General features: G+C 65.1%; 18 protein-coding genes and 4 tRNA genes. 13 read left to right on the top strand and 9 right to left on the bottom strand.

Annotated features, from left to right (window positions below):
- Position 1 precedes the first annotated feature (1 nt).
- The 8 genes from AO057_RS16500 to AO057_RS16465 all read left to right on the top strand — a co-directional run bounded on the left by AO057_RS16500 (position 2) and on the right by AO057_RS16465 (position 5,719).
- Positions 2-643: an SPOR domain-containing protein gene (locus tag AO057_RS16500; protein WP_057676968.1), complete on the top strand. Its 642-nt coding sequence runs from the start codon at positions 2-4 to the stop codon at positions 641-643.
- Positions 644-653: 10 nt separating this feature from the next.
- Entirely contained in the window at positions 654-1,139 is a 486-nt protein-coding gene (locus AO057_RS16495; RefSeq protein ID WP_057677351.1) for a CvpA family protein, read from the top strand.
- A gap of 53 nt (positions 1,140-1,192) precedes the next feature.
- The gene (gene purF, locus AO057_RS16490) at positions 1,193-2,698 is read left to right on the top strand and encodes an amidophosphoribosyltransferase (protein ID WP_057676967.1); all 1,506 of its coding nucleotides are present in this window, start codon (positions 1,193-1,195) and stop codon (positions 2,696-2,698) included.
- Positions 2,699-2,702: 4 nt separating this feature from the next.
- On the top strand, positions 2,703-3,932 hold the full coding sequence (locus AO057_RS18135; protein ID WP_057676966.1) for an O-succinylhomoserine sulfhydrylase: 1,230 nt from the start codon (positions 2,703-2,705) through the stop codon (positions 3,930-3,932).
- Positions 3,933-3,953: 21 nt separating this feature from the next.
- Positions 3,954-5,342: a glutamate--tRNA ligase gene (gltX, locus tag AO057_RS18130; RefSeq protein ID WP_057676965.1), complete on the top strand. Its 1,389-nt coding sequence runs from the start codon at positions 3,954-3,956 to the stop codon at positions 5,340-5,342.
- A 60-nt stretch (positions 5,343-5,402) separates the two neighbouring features.
- A tRNA-Ala gene (locus tag AO057_RS16475) sits at positions 5,403-5,478 on the top strand.
- Positions 5,479-5,511: 33 nt separating this feature from the next.
- Positions 5,512-5,587: transfer RNA gene (locus AO057_RS16470), tRNA-Glu, on the top strand.
- Positions 5,588-5,642: 55 nt separating this feature from the next.
- A tRNA-Asp gene (locus tag AO057_RS16465) sits at positions 5,643-5,719 on the top strand.
- Positions 5,720-5,790: 71 nt separating this feature from the next.
- Here the strand turns inward: AO057_RS16465 and AO057_RS17935 are convergent.
- From AO057_RS17935 to AO057_RS16435, 7 genes are all read right to left on the bottom strand, one after another.
- Positions 5,791-5,967, bottom strand: a complete 177-nt coding sequence (locus AO057_RS17935) for a hypothetical protein (RefSeq protein ID WP_156404594.1) — start codon at positions 5,965-5,967, stop codon at positions 5,791-5,793.
- Positions 5,968-6,194: 227 nt separating this feature from the next.
- Positions 6,195-6,270 (bottom strand) — tRNA-Thr (locus AO057_RS16460).
- A 13-nt stretch (positions 6,271-6,283) separates the two neighbouring features.
- Entirely contained in the window at positions 6,284-7,303 is a 1,020-nt protein-coding gene (locus AO057_RS16455) for a class 1 fructose-bisphosphatase (RefSeq protein WP_057676964.1), read from the bottom strand.
- Positions 7,304-7,321: 18 nt separating this feature from the next.
- Positions 7,322-10,012, bottom strand: coding sequence for an aminopeptidase N (pepN, locus tag AO057_RS16450; protein ID WP_057676963.1), 2,691 nt, complete (start codon positions 10,010-10,012; stop codon positions 7,322-7,324).
- Positions 10,013-10,021: 9 nt separating this feature from the next.
- Positions 10,022-11,126, bottom strand: a protein-coding gene (prfB, locus tag AO057_RS16445) for a peptide chain release factor 2 (RefSeq protein WP_156404593.1) whose coding sequence is annotated in 2 segments (ribosomal slippage) — positions 10,022-11,044 and positions 11,046-11,126 — 1,104 coding nt in all. Because the reading frame shifts where the segments join, the coding sequence is not laid out codon by codon here.
- Positions 11,127-11,230: 104 nt separating this feature from the next.
- Complete coding sequence (locus tag AO057_RS16440) at positions 11,231-11,776, bottom strand: hypothetical protein (protein ID WP_057676961.1); 546 nt, start codon at positions 11,774-11,776, stop codon at positions 11,231-11,233.
- Between the two features lie 15 nt (positions 11,777-11,791).
- The gene (locus AO057_RS16435; protein WP_057676960.1) at positions 11,792-12,709 is read right to left on the bottom strand and encodes an alpha/beta fold hydrolase; all 918 of its coding nucleotides are present in this window, start codon (positions 12,707-12,709) and stop codon (positions 11,792-11,794) included.
- A 25-nt stretch (positions 12,710-12,734) separates the two neighbouring features.
- On the opposite strand from AO057_RS16435, the gene AO057_RS16430 reads away from it, so the two are divergent.
- Both AO057_RS16430 and AO057_RS16425 read left to right on the top strand, forming a co-directional pair.
- Positions 12,735-14,531 (top strand): acyl-CoA synthetase, encoded by a 1,797-nt coding sequence (locus tag AO057_RS16430; RefSeq protein WP_057676959.1) that lies wholly within the window; start codon positions 12,735-12,737, stop codon positions 14,529-14,531.
- 40 nt (positions 14,532-14,571) lie between these two features.
- Positions 14,572-15,636, top strand: a complete 1,065-nt coding sequence (locus tag AO057_RS16425; protein ID WP_057676958.1) for an aldo/keto reductase — start codon at positions 14,572-14,574, stop codon at positions 15,634-15,636.
- Between the two features lie 102 nt (positions 15,637-15,738).
- Here the strand turns inward: AO057_RS16425 and AO057_RS16420 are convergent, their stop codons facing one another.
- Complete coding sequence (locus AO057_RS16420; RefSeq protein ID WP_057676957.1) at positions 15,739-17,175, bottom strand: coniferyl aldehyde dehydrogenase; 1,437 nt, start codon at positions 17,173-17,175, stop codon at positions 15,739-15,741.
- 21 nt (positions 17,176-17,196) lie between these two features.
- Positions 17,197-17,814 carry a YitT family protein gene (locus tag AO057_RS16415; protein WP_057676956.1) on the bottom strand — a complete coding sequence of 206 codons (618 nt, stop codon included), beginning with the start codon at positions 17,812-17,814 and terminating at the stop codon, positions 17,197-17,199.
- Between the two features lie 62 nt (positions 17,815-17,876).
- Here AO057_RS16415 and ybaK point away from each other — a divergent pair, with 62 nt between their 5' ends.
- The 3 genes from ybaK (at position 17,877) to plsY (ending at position 20,546) form a co-directional block, all read left to right on the top strand.
- Positions 17,877-18,368: a Cys-tRNA(Pro) deacylase gene (ybaK, locus tag AO057_RS16410; RefSeq protein ID WP_057676955.1), complete on the top strand. Its 492-nt coding sequence runs from the start codon at positions 17,877-17,879 to the stop codon at positions 18,366-18,368.
- Positions 18,369-18,468: 100 nt separating this feature from the next.
- On the top strand, positions 18,469-19,848 hold the full coding sequence (locus AO057_RS16405; protein WP_057676954.1) for a diguanylate cyclase domain-containing protein: 1,380 nt from the start codon (positions 18,469-18,471) through the stop codon (positions 19,846-19,848).
- Positions 19,849-19,916: 68 nt separating this feature from the next.
- On the top strand, positions 19,917-20,546 hold the full coding sequence (plsY, locus tag AO057_RS16400) for a glycerol-3-phosphate 1-O-acyltransferase PlsY (RefSeq protein WP_057677350.1): 630 nt from the start codon (positions 19,917-19,919) through the stop codon (positions 20,544-20,546).
- Positions 20,547-20,548: the final 2 nt, after the last annotated feature.

Raw genomic sequence — 20,548 nt, 5'->3', positions numbered from 1 at the left:
CATGGCCTTTTTCAAGTTCCGCAAGGGTGGCGACGATCAGACGGCCCCTGCCGCGCAGCCCGAGAGCGTGGAGGTGCTGCGCCGGCGCGCCAAGAACAGGCTGATCGGTTCGGCCATCCTGGTGCTGATCGGCGTCATCGGTTTTCCCCTGCTGGTGGACAAGCAGCCGCGCCCCGTGGCCGTGGACCTGCCGATCGAGATCCCCGACAAGAACAAGGCGTTGCCGCTGACGACACCCGCTGTGCCGTCGCCGGCCGCCGTGTCCGAAGCCGCGCCGGTACCCTCGGCCGCCGCCTCGGGCCTCGTCACCGAGGCCCCCCCGCCGGCGGCCAAGCCAGCAGCCAAGCCGGCTCCGGCAGCCAAAGCCGAACCCAAGCCCGAGGCCAAAAAAACCGACACCAAGGCCGCCACCGAAACCCGCTACGTGGTGCAGGTCGGCTCCTTCGCCGACGAAAACCGCGCGCGCGACGCGCGCAGCAAGATCGAGCGTGCCGGTCTCAAGAACTACACCCAGGCCGTGGAAACCAAGGACGGCAAACGCATCCGCGTGCGGGCCGGGCCCTTTGCCAGCAAGGCCGAGGCCGAGCGCGCTGCGGAGAAACTCAAGAAACTCGACCTGCCTGGCACGGTGCTGAGCCTGTAAGGACATGGCCATGGCCGCACTCGACTGGATTTTCATCGTGGCCCTGCTCGCCTCGATCGGCCTGGGCGTCTGGCGAGGTTTTGTCTACGAGGTGATGTCGGTGCTGAACTGGCTGCTGGCCTTTGTGCTGGCCCAGTGGCTGGGCGCCGATGTCGGCCGCCAGCTGCCGATCGACAGCAGCTCGGAGGCCCTGGTCCAGATCATCGGTTTTGTGCTGGTTTTCGTGGTGTCCGTGTTCATCGGCGGTTTGATCGTGTGGGGCATCCCCAAGCTGATCGAGCAGGCCGGTCTGCGCCCGGTGGATCGGGTGCTGGGCGGCGTGTTCGGCCTGTTGCGCGGGCTCATCCTGCTGCTGGCGCTGACCGTGCTGGTGCTGATGTCGCCCTTGAAGAGCCAGACCTGGTGGCGTGAGGCCAAGGCGGCGCATATATCGGTGGAAGCGCTCAAGCTGCTCAAGCCGGTGCTGCCTCAGAGTGTGGGAAAGTATTTGCCCTGAATTGATCGGGCAGCGCACGGACAGGCTGTGCGCACCCGACTGGAAGTGAAACTATGTGTGGAATCGTCGGCGTTGTCAGCAACGCACCCGTCAACCAGCTGATCTATGACTCGCTGCTGCTCTTGCAGCACCGCGGGCAGGATGCGGCCGGTATCGTCACGCAGCAGGATCGCAAGTTCTTCATGCACAAGGCCAAGGGCATGGTGAAGGACGTGTTTCGCACGCGCAATATGCGCGCGCTGCCGGGCAACTGCGGCCTGGGCCAGGCGCGCTACCCGACGGCCGGCAACGCCTACAGCGAGGAAGAGGCCCAGCCCTTCTACGTCAACGCGCCCTTCGGCATCGTGCTGGTGCACAACGGCAACCTGACCAATGCGCAGGCGCTCAAGGTCGAACTGTTCAATACCGACCACCGCCATCTCAACACCGAGAGCGACTCCGAGGTGCTGCTCAACGTGCTGGCCGACGAGATGGACAAGGCCACCCGCGGCAAGCCGCTGCGCGTGGGCGACGTGTTTACCGCTGTGCGCCAGATGCACAAGCGCCTGCGCGGCTCCTACGCCGTCATCGCGCTGATCGCCGGCCACGGCGTGCTGGCCTTCCGTGATCCCTACGGCATCCGTCCGCTGTGCATGGGCCGCAGCCCGGACGGCACCGTCATGCTGGCCAGCGAGTCCGTGGTGCTGGAGGGAACGGGCCATGTGTTCGAGCGCGACATCGCCCCGGGCGAGGCCGTTTTCGTCGATCTGGAAGGTCGTGTCAGCGCCCTGCAATGCGCCGACGTGCCGCGTCTGCACCCCTGCATCTTCGAATACGTCTACCTGGCCCGCCCCGACTCGGTCATGGACGGCATCTCGGTCTACCAGGCCCGCCTGAACCTGGGCGAGACCCTGGCCAAGCGCGTGGTCTCGACCGTCCCGCCCAGCGAGATCGACGTAGTCATTCCCATCCCCGAATCCAGCCGCCCCAGCGCCATGCAGCTGGCCCAGTTGCTGGGCCTGCCCTACCGCGAGGGTTTCGTGAAGAACCGCTACGTGGGCCGCACCTTCATCATGCCGGGCCAGGCCGTGCGCAAGAAGAGCGTGCGCCAGAAGCTCAACGTGATCGGCAGCGAGTTCAAGGGCCGCAACGTGCTGCTGGTGGACGACTCCATCGTGCGCGGCACCACCAGCCGCGAGATCGTCCAGATGGCACGCGAGGCCGGGGCCAACAAGGTCTACATGGCCAGTGCTGCGCCGCCGGTGCGTTTTCCCAACGTCTATGGCATCGACATGCCCACGGTGGAAGAACTGGTGGCGCACGGCCGCACCGTGGAAGAGGTGCGCCAGATCATCGGTGCCGATGCGCTGATCTACCAGGATGTCGATGCGATGAAACACGCCATCGGCAAACTCAACACCAAGATCAACGGCTTCGACGCCTCGTGCTTCGATGGCGTCTACGTGACCGGTGACATCCGCGCCGAGGACATTGCGCGCATGAATGCCAGCCGCGTCAAGGGTGGCGAGGACGATGCCGACACCTCGCGCCTGGCCCTGCCCAACCATCAGGGAGACTGAGCGGATGAGCAGCAAAATCAACAGCAGCAAATCCCGGCCCGAGGGCCTGCGCCTGCAGACGCTGGCGGTGCGCGCGGCGGTCGAGCGCAGCCAGTACGGAGAAAACTCCGAAGCCCTGTACCTCACCAGTGGTTATGTGCAGCCCAGTGCGGAGATCTCTGCCCGCCGTTTTGCTGGCGAAGAAGAGGGCTACACCTATGGCCGCTCCGGCAACCCCACGGTGAGCAGCTTCGAGCAGCGCCTCGCCGCCCTGGAGGGGGCCGAAGCCTGCATGGCCACCTCGTCCGGCATGTCGGCCATCATGCTGATGTGCTTCAGCCTGCTCAAGGCGGGCGACCACGTGGTCTATTCCCAGTCCCTGTTCGGTTCGACCATCAAGCTGATCGGTTCGGAATTCGCTCGTTTCGGCGTGGAGTCCACCGCCGTCCCGCAGACGGACCTGGCCGCCTGGAAGGCCGCCGTCCGGTCGAACACGCGCCTGCTGTTTGCCGAGACGCCGACCAATCCGCTGACCGAGGTGTGCGACATCGCCGCCCTGGCCGATGTGGCGCACAACGCCGGGGCCCTGCTGGCCGTGGACAACTGCTTTGCCACGCCCGCGCTGCAGCGCCCCGTCGACATGGGCGCCGACATCGTGATGCATTCGGGCACCAAGTACCTCGATGGTCAGGGCCGTGTCATGGCGGGCGCCTTGTGCGCCAGCGAGAAGATGGTGCTGGAGAAATTCCTGCCCGTGCAGAAGAACAGCGGCATGGTGTTGTCGCCCTTCAACGCCTGGGTCGTGCTCAAGGGGCTGGAGACGCTGGACCTGCGCATGCGTGCGCAAAGCGCCCTGACCCTGGAGCTGGCCCATTGGCTGCGCACCCATCCGGCGGTGGCCAGGGTGCACTATCCCTCGCTGGCCGAACATCCCCAGCACGCGCTGGCCATGAAACAGATGTCGGGCCTGGGCGGGGCGGTGCTGTCTTTCGAGGTGAAGGCCGGCAGCCCCGAGCAGGCGCGCACACGCGCTTTCCACGTGCTGGACTCGCTACAGACGCTCTCGCTCTGCACCAACCTCGGCGATACCAAGACCCTGCTCACGCACCCGGCCAGTACCTCGCACGGCAAGTTGTCCGAGGCCCAGCGTCAGGCGGCCGGTATCGTCCAGGGCCTGATCCGTGTGGCCGTGGGCCTGGAGCATCCGCAGGACGTGCAGGACGACATGGCACGCGGCCTGAACACCCTGTCCTGATTTTTGAATTGAACTGATTCCGTGACCCAACGCGTTCGTACCCGCTTTGCCCCTTCGCCCACGGGCTTCATCCACCTCGGCAACATCCGCTCGGCTCTTTATCCCTGGGCGTTCGCGCGCGCCACGGGCGGTGACTTCATCCTGCGCATCGAGGACACCGACCTGGACCGCTCCACCCAGGCAGCGGTGGACGTCATCATCGAAGGCATGGCCTGGCTGGGCCTCACGTACGACGAAGGCCCGTTCTACCAGATGCAGCGCATGGAGCGCTACAAGGCCGTGCTGGCCGAGCTGCAGGCCGCCGGTCATGTCTACCCCTGCTATATGAGCGTGGAAGAACTTGACGCCCTGCGTGAGCGCCAGATGGCCAACAAGGAAAAGCCGCGTTACGACGGCACCTGGCGCCCCGAGCCGGGCAAGGCCCTGCCGCCAGTCCCCGCGGGTGTGAAACCCGTGCTGCGCTTCAGGAACCCGCAGGGTGGCGCCGTGGTCTGGGATGACAAGGTCAAGGGCCGCATCGAAATCAGCAACGACGAGCTCGACGACCTGGTGATCGCGCGCCCCGACGGTACACCCACCTACAACTTCTGCGTGGTGGTGGACGACATCGACATGACCATCACCCACGTGATCCGCGGTGACGACCATGTGAACAACACGCCGCGCCAGATCAACATCTTCAAGGCGCTGGGCAAGGAGCCGCCGGTCTACGCCCATCTGCCCACCGTGCTCAACGAGCAGGGCGAGAAGATGAGCAAGCGCAACGGCGCCAAGCCCGTCACGCAGTACCGCGACGAGGGCTACCTGCCCGACGCCATGGTCAACTACCTGGCGCGCCTGGGCTGGAGCCACGGTGACGACGAGATCTTCAGCCGCACGCAGTTCCTGGAATGGTTCAACCTCGACCACCTGGGCCGCAGCGCCGCGCAGTTCGACGAAGCCAAGCTGCGCTGGGTCAACGCCCAGCACCTCAAGGCCATGACCGATGAGGCGCTGGCGCCGCTGGTGCTTGCCCAGTTGGGCAAGCGCGGCATCACGTCCGACGAACGCCTGCAGCGCATCTGCGGCCTGTTCAAGGACCGCTGCGACACCACCGTGGCCCTGGCCGACTGGGCCCAGGCCTTCTACGCCGACGTAAGTCCGAAGGCCGAAGATCTGGCCCAGCACATCACGGATGCAATCAAGCCTGCGCTGGCCCAACTGCGGGACAAACTGGCCGCCTGCGCCTGGGACAAGGCTTCGATTGCCGCCGCCATCAAGGAAGTGCTCACAGCCACGGGCCTGAAAATGCCGCAGCTGGCCATGCCCGTGCGCGTGCTGGTGCTGGGCACGCCCCAGACGCCGTCGCTGGATGCCGTGCTGGAGCTCCTGCCACGTGAAAAAGTTCAGGCCCGTTTGCAAAGGGCCTGAATTTCAGTCTATAATTCGAGGCTCGACACGATGCTTTTGAGAAAAAGTGTCAGACGAAATGGGGGTATAGCTCAGCTGGGAGAGCGCTTGCATGGCATGCAAGAGGTCATCGGTTCGATCCCGTTTACCTCCACCAATTTCACGTCGAGTCGGAAACAGTCCAGGTTTTGACCCTATCGTCTAGAGGCCTAGGACATCACCCTTTCACGGTGAGTACCGGGGTTCGAATCCCCGTAGGGTCGCCAAGTTTTGCCGCACTTGGCCTGCTTGTCTCTAGCAAGCAGGCAAAACGCAGCAACTGGAGTGGTAGTTCAGTTGGTTAGAATACCGGCCTGTCACGCCGGGGGTCGCGGGTTCGAGTCCCGTCCACTCCGCCAACAAAAAAGAAGAGCCGTTGCATGAAAATGCAGCGGCTTTTTTCTTGCGGGTGTCTTGCTTTGCCGGGGACTCAGGCGCCGGCACTCCGGGCAAGTTCGGCCGCGCGTTGTTCGATCGCCAGCAGCAGGCGGCCTACGCTCTGCGAGCTTTTCAGGTCGCCGGCATCCAGCAGCAGGGCGGCAGCGCGCGCCATCGCCTCGATTTCCTTCGCGGCGTCTTCGGTGGATGGTCTGGTGGCTTGTTGCATGGTTGGATCCTGCTTCATGCCTAGGATGGAGCAGATCAACCCATTGTGCTGTGCCCATCAGGCTGGTCAACCGCCACCGCGTCTGATTCCAGCCTTCTATGCGTCAAAGTTCACGCCGGCGGCGGGAGATCTGCCCAGGTCACGATCCTGTGGCGCGTTGCGCAGCGCTGCGGGTCGGCCATGGCACATGAAAAAAGCCCTGACGCTTGCGAATCAGGGCTTTTAATTGGTGCCGGAGAAAGGAATCGAACCCTCGACCTTCTCATTACGAATGAGCTGCTCTACCAACTGAGCTACACCGGCGGCAAGCCCAAAATTATACCTTGCCGTGGTATGACGTGACGCGCTCGACCTCGTTCTTCGAGCCCAGGATCACGCTGACGCGCTCGTGCAGGCTGGTGGGTTGGATGTCCAGGATGCGCTGGCGGCCGTTGGTGGCGGCACCGCCGGCCTGCTCGATGAGCCAGCTCATGGGGTTGGCTTCGTACATCAGGCGCAGCTTGCCGGGCTTGTTGGGCTCGCGCTTGTCCCAGGGGTACATGAAGACGCCGCCGCGGGTCAGGATGCGGTGCACGTCGGCCACCATGCTGGCGATCCAGCGCATGTTGAAGTCCTTGCCGCGCGGGCCGGTCTGGCCCAGCAGGCATTCGTCGATGTAGCGCTTCACCGGTTCGTCCCAGTGGCGCATATTGCTCATGTTGATCGCGAATTCCCTGGTGTCTTCCGGGATCTTCACGTCCTCTTGCGTCAGCACGAAGGAACCCTGCTCGCGGTCCAGCGTGAACATGGCCACGCCGTCGCCGACCGTCAGCACCAGCGTGGTCTGCGGGCCGTAGACACAGTAGCCGGCGGCCACCTGCTGCTTGCCGGCTTGCAGGAAATCCTGCTCGCAGACGGGCTCGATCGCCGTGGGGTCGTCGTTGCCCTTCTTGAGCACCGAGAAGATGGTGCCGATGCTGACGTTGACGTCGATGTTGCTGGAGCCGTCCAGGGGATCGAACAACAGCAGGTATTCACCCTTGGGATAGCGGTTGGGCACGGCGTAGATGCTGTCCATCTCTTCGGAGGCCATGGCTGCCAGGTGGCCGCCCCATTCATTGGCCTCGATCAGCACCTCGTTGGCGATGATGTCGAGCTTTTTCTGCACTTCGCCCTGCACGTTCTCGCTGCCGGCGCTGCCCAGCACACCGCCGAGGGCGCCCTTGTTGACGGCCTGGCTGATGCTCTTGCAGGCGCGGGCCACCACTTCGAGCAGCAGGCGCAGTTCGGAGGGGATGTGGCCGTGGCTGCGCTGCTGTTCGACCAGGTAGCGCGTGAGGGAAATCTTGGAACTCATGGCGGTCCTCTTTGGGGTTCAATCGGCAAGAGCGCGGGTGACCACCTCGCGCACGTCGTTGCTCAGGTCGGGCTTGGCGGCCACGCGGGCGATGGCTTCGCGGGCGGCGTGGCGGTAGGGCTCGGCCAGCTTCTTCCAGCGGTCCAGCGCGCGCGCCAGGCGCGCGGCGACCTGCGGGTTGATGCCGTCCAGCTCCAGCACGCGTTCGCTCCAGTAGACATAACCGGCGGCATCGGCGCGGTGGAAGGCGCCCGGGTTGGCGCTGCAGTAGCTGAAGATCAGGCTGCGCGCGCGGTTGGGGTTGCGCAGGTTGAAGTCCGGGTGCGTCATCAACTGGCGCACGGCCGGCAGCACTTGGCCGCCGCGGTCGCAGTTGCCGGCCTGCAGGGCGAACCACTTGTCCAGCACCAGGGCCTCGTCCTTGAACAGGGCGTGGAAACGCTCCAGTGCAGGAGCAGCCAGCTCATGCCCGCTGTTGACCAGGGCGCCCAGGGCGTTGAAGCGGTCGGTCATGTTGCCGGCGTCCTTGAAACGCTGGTAGGTCTTGCCGGGCCAGATCACATCGCCGGTTTCGCGTGCAGCCAGACACAGCATGGTGAGTGCCAGGCCGGTGAGAGCGCGGCGGCCGGAGGAGGTGGCGTCCGGGCGGTAGGCGCCGGTGTCGTGGTGCTCCTCATAGGCCCAGGCCCAGTCGTGCCGCAACTCCAGCGCCAGTTGCTGGCGCATGGCCTCGCGCACGGCATGCACGCGCTGCGGGTCTACTACGTCCAGCTGCTCGGCCATATAGGTCTCGGCGGGCAGCGTGAGCACCAGCTCCTTGAAGGCGGCGTCCAGCGTGGGGTGACGCAGCACCTGGCGCATGGCGTCGACGTAGGCGGCATCCAGCACTTTGGCTTCGCCCGGCTGGGCGCTGCCACGGATGAAGGCCAGTGCACGCTTGACGGCCAGGCGCTGGCCGGCCTCCCAGCGGTTGAAGGGGTCGGTGTCGTGGGCCAGCAGGGCCAGCAGCTGCTCGTCGCTGTAGTCATAGGCCAGCACCACTGGGGCGCTGAAACCGCGCAGCAGCGAGGGTACGGGCTCGGCATCCACGTTGATGAAACGCAGCGTTTGCGAGGCTTCGGTCAGCACGATGGTGCGTGAGCTGGGGCCGGGTTCGGCCTCGCCTTCCAGTTGCAGCGGCAGCGCACGGCCATCGCTGCTGACCAGGCCCAGGCTGACCGGGATGACAAAAGGCTCTTTCACGGCCTGGCCCGGCGTGGGGGCGCAGGACTGGCTCAGCGTCAGCGTGTAGCTGCGGTTGCTTGCGTCGTATTGCGCGCTGGCGCTCAGGCGCGGCGTGCCGGCCTGGCTGTACCAGCGCTTGAACTGCGGCAGCAGGCGGGCCAGTTCGGAGCCGGGGTTGGCGTCGGCGATGGCCTGGGCAAAGTCGTCGCAGGTGACGGCCTGGCCGTCAAAGCGCTGGAAGTACAGGGCCATGCCCTTGGCAAAACCTTCGCGCGACGTCAGCGTCTGCTGCATGCGCACGACTTCGGCGCCTTTTTCGTAGACGGTGACGGTGTAGAAGTTGTTGATCTCGATGTAGCTGTCGGGCCGCACCGGGTGGGCCATGGGGCCGGCATCTTCGGGGAACTGGGCGGTGCGCAGCACACGCACGTCTTCGATGCGCTTGACGGCGCGCGCCGACAGGTCACCCGCCAGATCCTGGCTGAACTCCTGGTCACGGAAGACGGTCAGGCCTTCCTTGAGGCTCAACTGGAACCAGTCGCGGCAGGTGACGCGGTTGCCAGTCCAGTTGTGGAAGTACTCGTGACCCACCACGCTTTCGATATTGGAATAGTCGGCGTCGGTGGCGGTGGCCTGGTTGGCCAGAACGTACTTGGTGTTGAAGATGTTCAGGCCCTTGTTCTCCATGGCACCCATGTTGAAGTCGCTGGTGGCGACGATCATGAAGCGTTCCAGGTCCAGCGGCAGCTGGAAGCGCGCCTCGTCCCAGGCCACGGAGGCCATGAGGGAGTTCATGGCGTGTTCGGTCTTGTCCAGGTCGCCGGGGCGCACATAGACCTGCAGCAGGTGGTCCTTGCCGTTGCGTGCGGTGATGCGCTGCTCGCGCGCCACCAGCTTGCCGGCCACCAGCGCAAACAGGTAGCAGGGCTTGCGGTGCGGGTCGACCCACTTGGCAAAGTGGCGGCCGTCTTCCAGATCGCCCTGATCCACCAGGTTGCCGTTGGACAGTAGCACGGGGTAACGGGCCTTGTCGGCGCGCAGGGTCACCGTGTAGCTGGCCATCACGTCGGGACGGTCCAGGAAGTAGGTGATGCGGCGGAAACCTTCGGCCTCACATTGCGTGAAGAAGGAGTCGTTGCTCACGTACAGGCCCATGAGCTTGGTGTTTTTCACCGGGGCGCAGGTGGTGAAGATCTCCAGTTCGAAAGGGGCCTCGCCTTCGGGCAGGTTCTCCAGCAGGAGCTGGCTGCCGTCCATCTTGAAGCTGGTGCCCTGGCCATTGACCAGCACGCGTGCCAGGTTCAGCTCCTCGCCGTCCAGGCGCAGGGGCTGGGGGGCCACTGCCGGATTGCGGCGCAGCGTCATCCTGTTGAGCACGCGGGTCTTGGCCGGATCCAGGTCGAAACTCAGGTCGACGGTGTCGATCCAGTAGGCCGGGGCGGTGTAGTCCTCGCGCCGGATGACGTGGGCTTGTCCTTCACGCATGGTGATTCCTTAAACGCCTTGTTTGAGCGAGGCTTCGATGAAGGGGTCGAGGTCGCCGTCCAGCACTTTCTGGGTGGCCGAGGTCTCGTAATTGGTGCGCAGGTCCTTGATGCGGCTCTGGTCCAGCACGTAGGAACGGATCTGGTGGCCCCAGCCCACGTCGGTCTTGGTGTCTTCCAGTTTTTGCTGCTCTTCCTGGCGCTTGCGCATCTCATGGTCGTAGAGGCGGCTGCGCAGGCGTTTCCAGGCCACGTCGCGGTTGCTGTGCTGGCTGCGGCCGTCCTGGCACTGCACCACGATGCCGGTTGGGATGTGCGTCAGGCGCACGGCCGAGTCGGTCTTGTTGATGTGCTGGCCGCCGGCGCCGCTGGCGCGGAAGGTGTCGGTGCGCACATCGGAGGGGTTGATGTCGATCTCGATGGTGTCGTCGATCTCCGGGTAGACGAACACGCTGGCAAAGCTGGTATGACGGCCGCCCGAGCTGTCAAAGGGGCTCTTGCGCACCAGGCGGTGCACACCGGTCTCGGTGCGCAGCAGGCCGAAGGCGTAGTCGCCCTCCACCTTGATGGTGGCGCTCTTGATGCCGGCGGTGTCGCCCGGGGTTTCGTCTTCCACCGTGGCCTTGAAGCCCTTGCGTTCGGCGTACTTCAGGTACTGGCGCAGCAGCATGCTGGCCCAGTCGCAGGCCTCGGTACCGCCGGCACCGGCCTGGATGTCCAGGAAGGCGGGCAGGGGGTCGGCCGGGTTGTTGAACATGCGGCGGAATTCCAGCTTCTCCACGATTTCGGAGAGCTTGGCTTCTTCGGCCGAGATGGTCAACAGGCCGGCCTCGTCGCCTTCTTCCTTGCTCATCTCGTAGAGCTCGGAGTTGTCGGACAGTTCGCTGCTGAGCTTGTCGAGCGTGACGACCACGTCGTCCAGCGCCTTCTTTTCGCGGCCCAGCTCCTGGGCCCGCTTGGGGTCGTTCCAGACCGTGGGGTCTTCCAGCGAGGCGTTGACCGTCCTCAGTCGTTCAGCCTTGGCATCGTAGTCAAAGATACCTCCGGAGCTCGACCGTGCGCTGGCTCAGGTCGGCCAGTTTGGTACCGATGGCATTGATTTGTTCTGCGTCCATGATGGGAGATCCTGTCTGTGTTCTGCGGGGGCGGACTGCCGGTGGCAGTGTCTATTGCCCGGAACCCCTGATTTTAGGCCCTCCCCCAAAGCAGGGCGGGCGCCTCATGGGCTGGCAAACCCCTGGAAGCTGTGGCTATAGCCGATCACCACGCCGGCCGTGCCCAGCAGCATGAGGTTGACCGAGCCGTTGGCGCCGATCTTGTAGCCCAGCGACGGGATGATGCCGGGGGAAAAGCCTTCCCAGTTCAAAGGCACCTTGTCCGCGTATTCACCCGTGTAGCCGTAGATGATGCCGGCCGACACCTTGAGTGAGAGATTGGGTTCACCCAGAAAGTTGTGCCAGTGATAGCCAGCGTAGGCGTAGGCCGACGGCTGGCCGAAGGAGTTGCGGAACAGTGCCAGCCCGACCAGGCGCTGACGGTCCAGATGCTGTTCCACCGAGATCACAAAGGCATATTTGTGCTCGGGGTCGTCACGCCAGTGGTAGACGACGGGCGCGATCGTGAGGGTGAGGGGGGTGGGTGCGGCCGCTTCGGCGATGGCGGGGGGCGGCGTGTTGTCCGCCTGGGGGTCGACCGTCTGGGCCAGGCTGAAGCCAGCCCAGAGCAGGGACCCGGCCAGAATGAACGGGCGCGATAGAAAGTGCATGAGACGGGAGAGGCCTTAGCCGGCCAGGAAGTTTTCGATGAGTCTAGCCAACTGCTCGGGCTGGTCGTGGTGCAGCATGTGGCCGGCGTCCTCGATCAGGGCCTGCTGCAGCTGGGGCACGCTTTTCAGACGCTCGTGGAATTCGGCCAGGGTGTATTTACCCTCCCACCACTGCTCCATCTGGTTGTGGCTCGCTTCCACCGACAGCACGGGCGCCGTGATGGCGGCAAAGGCGGCCAGCACTTCGTCCACCCGGTAAAGCTGGGCGTTGACGATCTTGTGCGCGGCGTCGCCCAGGATTTCCCATTTTCCCAGGACATTGGGCCGCGCCCAGTGCCGCGCCAGCCACTGCGCCTTGTCCTCGCCCAGGCGCGGGTTGGTCTTCATGAGGCGACGCGCCACGCCGGCGGCATCGTCATAGCTTTTCAGGGCCAGTTCGCCGCAGTGCAGGCTTTTGAGCTCGTCCATCCACTGGGCATAACGCTTGGGGGCTTTTTCTGGCTTGCTGGCCGGCATGCCGAAACCTTCCAGGTTGACCAGGCGGCGGATGCGCTGGGGGCGGGCACCGGCGTAGAGCATGACCACGTTGCCGCCCATGCTGTGGCCCACCAGGTCCACGGGCTGCTCGCCGGCGTAGTGGTCGAGCAAGCCATCGAGATCGGCCAGGTAATCAGGGAACCAGTAGTTGTCGTGCCCCGGGCACTCAGTCAGCCCGAAACCGCGCCAGTCGGCTGCGATGATGGTGCGGCCCTGCATGAAGCTGGGGCTGAAGGCGTCCACCATGAACTGCCAGGACGCGGCCACGTCCATCCAGCCGTGCATCAGCACCAGCGGGGGCAGGGCAGATTTGGCCTCACCCCATTGCAGGACGTGGTACTTCAGGTTGCGTACAGGGGTAAATTCGCTGTGGGCGGGACGTCGGACTTGGTACATTTATCCAATCATACGGAGACATCACATGGCAAGCAGTCAAGACCGGGACAACTATGCGTCTTTGCACGGCGAATTTCGCTGGCTGGTGCCGGATGAATTCAACATTGCAGAGGTCTGCAGCCGGCGCTGGGCACGGGCGGCCGATGCCGGCCAGCGCATCGCCATCCATGCCGACGGGCCCGGCCTGCAGCCGCGCGCGCACAGCTACGCCGAACTGCAGCACCAGGCCAACCGCCTGTCGAATGCCTTGGCCCAGTTGCGGGTGCGCCAGGGCGACCGCGTGGCCATCGTGCTGCCGCAGCGTTTCGAGACCGCCGTGGCCTACATGGCCGTGCTGCAGCTGGGCGCGGTGGCCATGCCGCTGTCCACCCTGTTCGGCCCCGAGGCACTGGAATTCCGCCTGAACGACAGCGCGGCCTCGGTCCTGATCTGCGACGACGCGGCCATCGTCAACATCCAGAACATCCGGGGTGAGTGCGAAGCGCTGCGCCACGTGATCGGTGTGGGCTCCAGCGCCGGCGGAGACGCCGGTGGCGGCGCGGCCGGCATGGCCGATCTGGATTACGCTGCCCTGCTGGCGCAGCACCCGCCCGAGTTCGACCCGGTGCGCACACGCGCCGACGACCCGGCCGTGCTGATCTACACCAGCGGCACCACGGGCAACCCCAAGGGCGCACTGATCCCGCATCGCGCGCTGATCGGCAACCTGACGGGTTTCGTCTGCAGCCAGAACTGGTTCGGCTTCGACCCGCAGGACCGGGGGCCGTTGACAAAACTGCCGCAGCCCAAAACGCCCAGCGTTTTCTGGAGCCCCGCAGACTGGAGCTGGACGGGCGGTCTGATGGACGCCCTGCTGCCCAGTCTCTACTTTGGCCGTCCCATCGTGGCCTGGAACGGCCGTTTCAGTCCGCAGGCTGCCTTCGAACTGCTGCAGAAATACGAGATCACGCACACCTTCCTCTTCCCCACGGCGCTCAAGGCCATGATGAAGGCCTTCCCGCAGCCGAAGAAGTTCTTCAAGCTCAGGCTGCGGGCCATCATGAGCGCGGGCGAGGCGGTGGGCGATGCCGTGTTCGGCTATTGCCAGAAGGAACTGGGCGTGACGGTGAACGAGATGTTCGGCCAGACCGAGGTGAACTACATCGTCGGCAACTGCTCGATCTTTTACCCGGCCAAGCCCGGCAGCATGGGCAAGGGCTATCCGGGCCACCGGGTGGCGGTGATCGACGAGCAGGGGCGCGAGTGCGCCAGCGGCACGCTTGGCGAGGTGGCGATCCACCGCCTGGACGTGCATGGTGATCCGGACCCGATCTTCTTCCTCGGCTACTGGAAAAACGAGGCGGACACCCGCGATAAGTACACCGGCGACTGGTGCCGCACCGGTGACCTCGCCCTGCGTGACCCCGATGGCTACCTCTGGTACCAGGGCCGCGCCGATGACATGTTCAAGGCTGCTGGCTACCGCATCGGCCCGGGGGAGATCGAGAACTGTCTGATCAAGCACCCGGCCGTGGCCAATGCCGCGGTCGTGCCCAAGCCCGACGCCGAGCGTGGCGCGCTGGTGAAGGCCTATGTCGTGTTGACGGTGGAGGCCGCAGCCGAGCGGGGCGACGAGCCCGTCTCGCGCAACGAGTGGGAGCGGCGCCTGATGATCGACCTGCAGCGGCACGTGAAGGGCCAGCTGGCGCCCTACGAATACCCCAAGGAGATCGAGTTTCTCGATGCCTTGCCCATGACGACCACGGGCAAGGTGCAGCGTCGCGTGCTGCGCTTGCTCGAGGAGGAACGCGCGCGACAGGCAGGGACATTGCCCACTGCGTAAACTCGCGCCTTTGCCGACACCAACCCAAAACCTGACTCCCATGAAAAACGTCCGACTCGGCCAGAGCGATCTGCACGTCACCCCCATCTGCTTGGGCACCATGACCTTCGGCGAACAGGTCGGCGAGGCCGCCGCCCACGCCATCCTGGACCGCGCACTGGAGCGCGGCATCAACTTCCTGGATACGGCGGAGATCTACTCGGTGCCTACCAAGGCCGAGACCTACAACGCCACCGAGAAGATCATCGGCAACTGGTTCGCCAGCCGTCCCGGCGCGCGCCAGAAGATGGTGGTGGCCACCAAGGTGGCCGGTCCCTCGCGTGGCATGCCCTGGGTGCGTGGCGGCAGCAGCAATCTGACGCCGACCGACATCCTGGCCGCCTGCGACGACAGCCTCAAGCGCCTGAAGACCGACGTCATCGACCTCTACCAGATCCACTGGCCGGTGCGTCACGTGCCCATGTTCGGCCAGATGTACTTCGACCCGTCCAAGGACGATCCTGCGGTCACGTCCATCCACGAGCAGCTGGAGGCCCTGGGCAAGCTGGTGAAGGCGGGCAAGGTTCGGGCGATCGGCCTGTCGAATGAGTCACCCTACGGTGTGCACGAGTTCGTGCGTCTGGCCGAGCAGCACGGCCTGCCGCGCGTGGCCACGGTGCAGAACCCCTACTGCCTGGTGAACCGCACGGTCGAAAACGCGCTGGACGAAACCCTGCACCGCCTGGGCGTCTCGCTGCTGGCCTATTCGCCCCTGGGTTTCGGCCTGCTGACCGGCAAGTACGACAGCAGCGGTTTCCTGGGTTCCGATGCACCAGAAGGCCGCATTGCCAAGTTCGAGAGCGTGCGCAAGCAGCGCTGGGGTCGTGCCGAGGCGCTGGACGCCGCGCGTCGTTACAACGCACTGGCGCGCGAGCATGGCCTCACGCCCACCCAGATGGCCCTGGCCTTCTGCTACACCAAGTGGCAGGTCACCAGCACCATCATCGGCGTGACCTCCCTCGCGCAGCTGGACGAGGATCTCAACGCCTGGGGCACCACGCTGAGCCCCGAACTGCTCAAGGCCATCGACGCGATCCGCAAGGAGATGCGAGACCCCGCCGTCTAGAACTAGGACGCCCCCACGCTTGCGCACTGCGTGTCGCCGCTGCCCCCACTGGGGGCCCTCGTCGCCTTGGGGCGGCCCGGCGGCGACTCACGCCGCACTTGCCTACTTCAGCAGGAACTTCAGCAGCTTGTCCGTCAGCGGCCCGTAGGGCGGTGCCAGCAGCCTGGCGGTGGAGAAGCGGGCCTGCTTGAAGACAGGACGCAGCTTGGAGAAGGTCAGGAAACCCTCATGGCCGTGGTAGTGGCCCATGCCCGAGGCGCCCACGCCGCCGAAGGGCAGTTCTTCCTGGCCCACATGGAAGAGCGCGTCGTTGATGGACACACCGCCCGACATCACGCGTGTGAGCAACTGCGCCTGCACGGCCTTGTCATTGGTGAAGGGGTAGAGTGCCAGCGGGCGCGCTCCGGCGTTGATGCGCTTGATCACATCGTCTTCCAGGTCTTCGTAGCTGATCACCGGCAGGATGGGGCCGAAGATCTCGCGCTGCATCAGCAGGCAGTCGGCGGGCGCGTCCAGAACGAGGTGCGGCGCGATCTTGCGCAGCTTGGCATCGAAGGGTTTGCCGGGGATCAGCGGGATCACCTGGGCGCCGCGCTGTTTGGCATCGTCCAGCGCATGCAGCAGGCGCGCGTAGGCGATGTCGTCGATGATGGACGTGTAGTCCGGCGAGTCCAGCTTCGGATAGCGCTTGGGCATGATCTCTTGGGCCAGGCGCACGAATTCCTTGATTTTCCGGTCCGGCACGAACACGTGGTCCACCGTGGTGCAGATCTGGCCGGCGTTGAGGTACTTGACGTAGAGCAGGCGCTCGGCGGCCGTGCGCATCGGAAAGTCCTCGCACACGATGGCGGGCGACTTGCCGCCCAGTTCCAGCGTGACCGGGCACAGGTTCTGTGCGGCCGCGGCCATGACGGCGCGGCCGGTCTGGCCCGAACCCGTGAACAGCAGGTGGTCGAAGGGTAGTTTGGAAAACTCCACGCCGACACCACCTGTTTCGTCGAAGAACTGCAGCTTCTCCTCGGGGAAGTAGTCGGGTATTTCCTTGACCAGCAGCTTCGCGAGGTGGCGCGAGTTTTCGCTCATCTTGACCATGGCTCGGTTGCCGGCGGCGAGGATGGCGGCCAGCGGGAGCAGGCTGAGATTGAGCGGGAAGTTCCAGGGCACGATGACGCCCACCACGCCCAGCGGCTGCGGGATCACGCGGTTGCTGGCCAGGCCGAAAGCCATGCGGTCGATGCCACGGCGTTGCGGCTTCATCCAGCGCTTGAGTCGTTTGAGCGTGTGGTGGATGCCCTTGAGCACCGGCATGATTTCGGTCAGGAGAGTCTCGTGGCGCGAGCGGTTGCCGTAGTCGGCGCTGATGGCATCGCAGATGGCGTCCTGGTGCTCGCGCACGAAGCGCTCGAGCTTGCGCAGGTCGGAGCAGCGGCTTTCATAGTCAGGCTCCGGGTTGGCGAGGTAGGCGGCGCGCTGGCGCTTGAGGGCGGCTTCCAGCATGGTGTGTACCAGCGCACCGGCGGAATCATTGACAGCATTCATCGTCACTCTCCTTGTTTTTCTTCAGTTGGCCATGTAGCGGCCGGCGCGGTGGTTGATGGCCAGCGTGAGGTTCAGCACCACGGCTCCGGCCACGGACAGGGCCACCTGCGGCAGCGGTGCGGTGGCCAGCGCCAGCAGAAGTATGAGCGTATCCACGGCCATTTGCACGTGGCCGGCACGCCAGCCCCGGGTCTCCTGCAGCCAGAAGGCCAGGATGCCCACGCCGCCCAGGCTGGCGCGGTGGCGGAACAGGATCAGAAAGCCCACGCCCAGCAGCACGCCCCCCACCAGGGCCGCGTAAAGCGGCTGTACCTGTTCGAAAGTGATGAAGTGGGGCGTGAGTTCGCTCAGCACCGAGAGCAAGGCCACGGCGATCATGGTCTTGACGAGGAAGGCCCGGTCCAGACGACGCCAGGCCAGCACATAGAAGGGCAGGTTGAGCACGAAGAACACCGGCCCGAAACCCCAGCCCGTGCCGTAGTGCAGCAGGAAGGCGATGCCGGCCGTGCCGCCGCTGAGCAGCTGCGCATGCTGGAACAGCGCCACCGCCAGGGCGATCAGTGCCGTGCCCGAGAGCAGGGCCAGAGCATCCTCGGCCCTGCTGTGGCGTAGGGGCGGCGTGTCTTGGGGCGAGTTCATGCACCGGAATTGTGGCACTGCCCGGTGACGCCGGGGCCCTTTCCTTGAGGGAAAATTCACGCATGGCCAAGAAAGAACACGTCTCCGAAACCCCTGCCACCCAGTTGCTCAAGTCGCATAAGGTGGAGTACACCGAGCACCCGTACGAGTACCTGGAGCATGGCGGCGCGCAGCACAGCGCGCAGGTGCTGGGCTGGGACCCGTACACAGTGGTGAAGACGCTGATCATGCAGGACCAGGATGCGAAGCCGCTGGTGGTACTGATGCACGGCAACCGCAAGGTCTCGACCAAGAACCTGGCGCGGCAGATCGGCGCCAAGTCGGTGGAGCCCTGCAGGCCCGAGGTTGCCAATCGGCACAGCGGTTATCTGGTGGGCGGCACTTCACCCTTCGGCACACGGCGCGAGATGCCGGTCTACATTGAAGAGACCATCCTCGCGCTGCCGCGCATCCTGATCAACGGCGGGCGGCGCGGTTACCTGGTGGGCATCGCCCCGCAGGTCTGCGTGCAGTTGCTGGGGGCCACACCGGTGCAGTGTGCGCTGGCCGAGTAGCGCTCGGTCGCTGCGCGATCTCATCGCCCCGCGCGGGAGCCGGGGCGCCACGCATATGAACGGACTCTGAGAGAATGGATCAGCCAACGGAGTTTGTTGCATGCGATTCCCGGGTTTTGCATTTTTCTCCAGACGGGCCGGGGCGCTGGCCAGTGGGCTCGTCGTGTTCGGCCTGCTGGTGGCGGGCGGGGAGGTGGTCCTGCGCTCCCAGTTGCAGGATCGCCTGAACAAGCGCCATATCGAGGCGCTGTCCTACGCCACCACCCTGCGTGTGCGCCTGGAGCGTGAACTCAACGCCTTGCTCTATCTCAACAGCGGCCTGGGGGCTTATCTGGTCGTGCGCAACAGCAGCATGCAGACCAGCGAGATCCAGGACATCCTGGCCGTCCTGCACCGCAGCAACCGGCACATCCGGAATTTCGGAGTGGCTGTTGGCTACCGCCTGCTCTATGTCTATCCCCTGCTGGGGAATGAAAGGGCGATCGGCTTGTACTACCCGGATCAGCCGACCCAATGGCCCATGATCCAGAAGATCGCCCAGAGCGGCCTGGCCTTGCTGGCCGGGCCGGTGGAGCTGGTGCAGGGTGGCCGGGGACTGGTGTACCGCATGCCGTTGATGCTGCACGGCCGCTACTGGGGCTTGCTGTCGACCGTGATCGACTCCGACTCACTGTTCCGGGCAGTACAGGCCGAATCGGAAGACGATCGCTACGAGTTTGCGATCCGCGGCCGTGACGCGCAAGGACTGACAGGCGAAGCGGTCTGGGGGGCACTGGGCCTGTTCGATCAGCCGGAGGTGCTGGTGCAGGAGATGGAGATCCCCGGGGGGCGCTGGGCCATTGCCGTGCGCCCGCGCCTGGCCGACGACAGCCGCGGGCTGCGCTGGCTGATCCGCACGGGTTCAGCGGCGGCTGGCTTGCTGGTCGCGACCATGCTCTACATGCTGATCCGCAACCGTGGCCTGATGGCGCACCGGGCCATGTACGACGACCTGACGGGCCTGCCCAATCGCCGGCTCTTCGAGGACCGCGCCCTGATGGCATTTTCCCGCCAGCAGCGCCAGCCGGAGCAGCTGTGCGCGCTGCTGTTTCTGGATCTCGACGACTTCAAGACCGTGAACGACCTGCATGGCCACAAGGCCGGCGATGCCGTACTCATGGCCGTGGCCAGCCGGGCGCTGGCGGCCGTACGTCAGCATGATACGGTGGCGCGCTGGGGTGGTGACGAGCTCATCGTGCTGCTGGAGAACATTTCCAGGGACATGCTGGAAACCATTGCCCAGCGCCTGCGCGGCTCCATCCAGGCGCCCATCGATTTCGAAGGGCATCAACTCCAGGTGGGCGTTTCCATCGGGGTGGCCATCTACCCGGAGGCCGGCACCGACCTGGACCAGCTGCTGCATGCGGCAGACGGCCAGATGTACAGCGACAAGACGTCGCGCAAGGGCGGGTTTTCCAGGCCGGCTGCGCTGGCAGAATAGCGGCCTGTACCGAAAAAACAGGCCCCTGCTGCATTTGGGCCGATCGAGGAGCAAGAGTCTTGGATTCCCTGTCTGTCGCCTATCCCGCCCTGGCCACGGTGGCCGCCTATCTGCTGGGCTCGCTGTCCTTCGCCGTCATCGTCAGCCATGTCTTGGGCCTGAACGACCCGCGCACGTATGGCAGCAAGAACCCCGGGGCGACCAACGTGCTGCGCTCGGGCTCGAAAAAGGCCGCCGTGGTCACCCTGCTGCTCGACGCCGCCAAGGGCTGGCTGCCGGTGGCCCTGGTCCAGTGGTACGGCAAGCCTTACGGACTGGAAGCCGGCACGGTGGCGCTGGTGGGCCTGGGCGCTTTCCTCGGCCACCTGTACCCGGTGTTCTTCCGCTTCGAGGGGGGCAAGGGCGTGGCCACAGCGCTGGGCGTTTTGATGGGCGTGCACTGGGCGCTGGGCCTGGCCACCCTGCTGACCTGGATCCTGATCGCCTTCTTCTTCCGCTATTCCTCGCTGGCCGCGCTGGTGGCCTCTGTCTTCGCGCCGCTGTACTACATCTTCGGTGATGGTCTGGCCTGGTACATGGACGGGGCCCTGCTGTTTTCCGTCAGCCTGATGTCATTGCTGCTGATCTATCGGCATGCCGAAAACATCGGCCGGCTGGCTCGCGGTACCGAGTCCAGGCTCGGCAAGAAAAAGACCTGAAG

Origin of the sequence: Curvibacter sp. PAE-UM (genome assembly GCF_001432305.1) — a bacterium.
In the GTDB taxonomy this organism is placed as follows: domain Bacteria; phylum Pseudomonadota; class Gammaproteobacteria; order Burkholderiales; family Burkholderiaceae_C; genus Hylemonella.
This window is presented reverse-complemented; position numbering and strand designations above follow the sequence as displayed.